A 3,452-nucleotide genomic window follows, 5' to 3' on the forward strand; every position below is an offset into this window, starting at 1 on the left:
CGTACCAGCGATTTAACCATTTTGAATATATTCCATTGCCTGGTGGTGACCAGGTTACCAAAGAACCCTGGCGGACTGGGATTTCATATTTGTATAAATTTTTTGGAAAAGAATTGGTAAACATTGACCTCCCGTTTTTAAAGGCAATTGAGAGTGTCAAACTAAACGTGATAATTCAGGCCATTGAAAAAAACATCAATTGTCCATTAAGTTCGAGTGCCGGGAGGCTATTTGATGCAGTTGCTGCCATTACCAATGTTTGTCCGGTTTCAAAATTTCATGCAGAGGCACCCATGCGATTGGAGTCTGCCGCAAGTGTAGGAATTGATTTTGCTTATCCGTTTGATCTGGGTAATGTTGTTTCGTTTGAATCAACCATAAAAGCAATTGTGGAGGATTTATTGGATGGCACAGATGTGGCAGAAATTTCAGCCAAATTCCACAATACTGTGATAAATGTTATTTTTGCAGTGGCCAGCCAAATCCGTAAAGAGACAGGTTTAAATAAAGTAGTTTTGTCCGGTGGGACATTTCAGAATAAGTATATTCTTAGCCGGCTTGAAAAAATCCTGGATAAAGAAGGATTTGATGTTTATTCCCAACTAAAAGTTCCTTCAAATGATGGTGGAATAGCATTGGGACAATTGGTGATAGCGGCTAAAAGAAGGGAATTGGGATTAATAAATCAAAAATCGTAAATCAAAAATTAATATGTGTTTAAGTATACCGGCAAAAGTTGAAACCATTGAAGATGACATGGCAGTAGTTTCTGTAGGTGGCACAAAGTACAAAGCCAGCCTTCAAATGTTGGATGATGTTAAAATCGGTGATTACATCCTGATGCATACCGGCTTTGCAATTCAGAAATTAACACCCGAAGAAGCAGAAGAGTCATTAAAAGTTTTTGAGGAATTTGAAGAGTTAAATAAGAAATTGGATGAGGAGGAGAAGGAGAGAGGGGAGAGAATTGTATGAAGTTCATAGAGTACTTTAGGCACTTTAACATACTTAAGACACTTTAGGCACTCTTTTTATGAAATACATCGACGAATACCGAGATAAGGAACTGGTAGGAAAACTGGTAGATCAAATTAAAAAGGTTTCGAAAACACCTATAGCCTTGATGGAAGTGTGTGAAGGTCATACCATGTCGATTCAGAAATTTGGGATTCCTACTTTGTTGCCTGATACAATAAAACTGATATCGGGACCTGGCTGCCCGGTTTGTGTTTCCGACCGTAAATACATCGATCAGGCCATTGCCTATGCCCGGATAGAAGACGTTATTATTACCACTTATGGTGATTTAATCCGCGTACCGGGATCAACCTCTTCCCTTGATCAGGAAAAAGCCAAAGGAGCAGATGTTCGGATTGTTTATTCAATTCTGGATGCTTTGAAAATTGCAAAAGAAAACAAGGATAAAAAAATAGTTTTTCTGGGTATTGGTTTTGAAACAACTGCACCGAGTTCTGCAGCAGGGATAATCAAAGCGCAAATGGCAGGGATCCGAAATTTTTATTTGTTCAGTTCGCATAAGATCATGCCACCGGCCATGGAAGCGTTGATTGATGAAGGTGTAAAACTGGATGGATATATTGCCCCGGGCCATGTAAGTACGATCACAGGAATAGGAATTTATAAAAATATCCCTAAAAAATTTGGTTTGGGGTGTGTGATTTCAGGTTTTGAGCCTGTTGATCTTTTGAAAGCTATTTTAATGCTTGTAAATCAAATTGAGAATAGTGATCAAAAAGTAGAAATTGCATATACACGAGTTGTAAAGCCTGAAGGCAATATTAAAGCACAGCAAATGCTGGAAGAGGTTTTTGAACTTCGTGATGATTGGTGGAGAGGATTTGGAGTACTACCAAAAAGTGGAATGAAGATAAGAGAAAAATACAGTGATTTTGATGCTGAAGCCAAGATTCCTGTTGAGGTGGAGCCCACAAGAGAAGATAAGGGTTGTATTTGTGGAGAGATTTTAAAAGGCATCAAAAATCCGAAAGATTGTAAGTTATTTGTAACGGTTTGTACTCCGGCCAATCCGGTGGGTGCATGTATGGTCTCACATGAAGGCTCATGTCATGCTTATTATAAGTATAATAGATAATAATACATTTATTGCTAATTTTGCAATAATTGGTTTGCGATTTTGAAAATCAAATGCAGAAAAAGATAATAAATAAGATTAAAAAGGTTTTTGAAAATCAACCGATAGAAAGAGCTTGGTTGTTTGGTTCATTTTCCCGAAATGAAGAAAATAAGGAAAGTGACATTGACATTATGGTAAGGTTTTCGCAACCAAATAACATTTCGCTTTTATCTTACATTCATTTAATAAATCAGTTGAGCGATGTTTCCGGCAGAAAAGTTGATCTGGTAGAGGAAGGACATTTAAAGGATTTCGCATTAGAAGATTTTGAACAGGAAAAAATACTCATTTATGAGAGAAAAACTAAAGGACAAAGAGAGACTCAATCATATACTGGAAGCAATTGAAAACATCCTTGAATTTACATTGGAGGTAGATTTTAATAGCTTTTCTAAAAATAGAATTCTTCAATTTGCAATTATCAAAAATCTGGAAATTATTGGAGAGGCTGCTAATTTTCTAACAATAGAATTAAAGGATCAGGCTGTTGATATCAAATGGCGGGATATAATCGGGTTGCGACATGTATTGGTACACGGGTACTATCAAATCAGCAATGAAATTATTTGGAAAACCATTGAAAATGATTTACTTCCTTTAAAAAACAAAGTACTTGCCATATTAGATGAATTTGAATAAAATCAACCTTCAATTAAGAAAATTAATCCTAAATTTCCAATGCAAAAAAGTATCCTTCTCGGACATGGTAGCGGAGGCAGATTATCCCACGATTTGATAAAAGATCTGTTTGTGAAATATTTTTCCAATGATATTTTGGATGAACAGACAGATGCAGCTGTATTAAAAATAGATTCAAACAAACTTGCTTTTACAACTGATTCATTTGTTGTAGACCCGATATTCTTTCCGGGTGGGGATATTGGTAAGCTGGCAGTTGCTGGAACTGTAAATGATGTGGCTGTTTCGGGTGCAAAACCAAAATATTTGAGTACTTCTTTTATTATTGAAGAGGGGTTCCCCTTTAAAGATTTGGAGATCATTGTTAAGTCGATGGCAGAAGAAGTCAAAAAAGCAGGGATCATAATTGTTACCGGAGATACCAAAGTGATCAACCGGGGTAAATGTGATAAAGTTTTTATTAATACAACCGGTGTGGGAGAATTACCTCAGAAAAATATACACATTGGTACAGGTAAAAATATTCAAACAGGTGATAAGATCATCATCAACGGCACCATCGCCGATCATGGTATGTGTATCATGGCGGCAAGGGAAGAGATTACCTTTACAACAGATATAAAGTCAGATTGCGCATGCTTGAACCATCTGATTAAAG

At 36.6% G+C, this 3,452-nt stretch carries 5 protein-coding genes and 1 pseudogene; all 6 read left to right on the plus strand.

Going from position 1 to position 3,452, the window contains the following annotated elements:
- Nucleotides 1–698 (plus strand): annotated as a pseudogene (locus tag K8S13_RS18080) (hypothetical protein); the annotation flags it as partial.
- A gap of 13 nt (nt 699–711) precedes the next feature.
- Nucleotides 712–975 carry a HypC/HybG/HupF family hydrogenase formation chaperone gene (locus K8S13_RS18085; RefSeq protein WP_291464699.1) on the plus strand — a complete coding sequence of 88 codons (264 nt, stop codon included), beginning with the start codon at nt 712–714 and terminating at the stop codon, nt 973–975.
- Between the two features lie 58 nt (nt 976–1,033).
- Nucleotides 1,034–2,113: a hydrogenase formation protein HypD gene (gene hypD / locus K8S13_RS18090; protein ID WP_291464701.1), complete on the plus strand. Its 1,080-nt coding sequence runs from the start codon at nt 1,034–1,036 to the stop codon at nt 2,111–2,113.
- A gap of 53 nt (nt 2,114–2,166) precedes the next feature.
- A complete protein-coding gene (locus K8S13_RS18095) occupies nt 2,167–2,502 on the plus strand; it encodes a nucleotidyltransferase domain-containing protein (RefSeq protein WP_291464703.1) in 336 nt (111 codons plus the stop codon).
- Nucleotides 2,447–2,794 (plus strand): DUF86 domain-containing protein, encoded by a 348-nt coding sequence (locus K8S13_RS18100; RefSeq protein WP_291464705.1) that lies wholly within the window; start codon nt 2,447–2,449, stop codon nt 2,792–2,794. Before K8S13_RS18095 ends, K8S13_RS18100 begins: the two co-directional genes overlap by 56 nt.
- Before the next feature lie 39 nt (nt 2,795–2,833).
- A partial coding sequence (gene hypE / locus K8S13_RS18105; protein WP_291464707.1) for a hydrogenase expression/formation protein HypE occupies nt 2,834–3,452 on the plus strand: 619 nt, incomplete at its 3' end.

The organism is Desulfobacula sp., from assembly GCF_021107415.1.

Excerpts from the sequence above, each read along its gene's own strand:
- hypD (WP_291464701.1), top strand. The coding sequence starts at position 1,034 with ATGAAATACATCGACGAATACCGAGATAAGGAACTGGTAGGAAAACTG.
- K8S13_RS18095 (WP_291464703.1), top strand. The coding sequence starts at position 2,167 with ATGCAGAAAAAGATAATAAATAAGATTAAAAAGGTTTTTGAAAATCAA.
- K8S13_RS18100 (WP_291464705.1), top strand. The coding sequence starts at position 2,447 with ATGAGAGAAAAACTAAAGGACAAAGAGAGACTCAATCATATACTGGAA.
- K8S13_RS18085 (WP_291464699.1), top strand. The coding sequence starts at position 712 with ATGTGTTTAAGTATACCGGCAAAAGTTGAAACCATTGAAGATGACATG.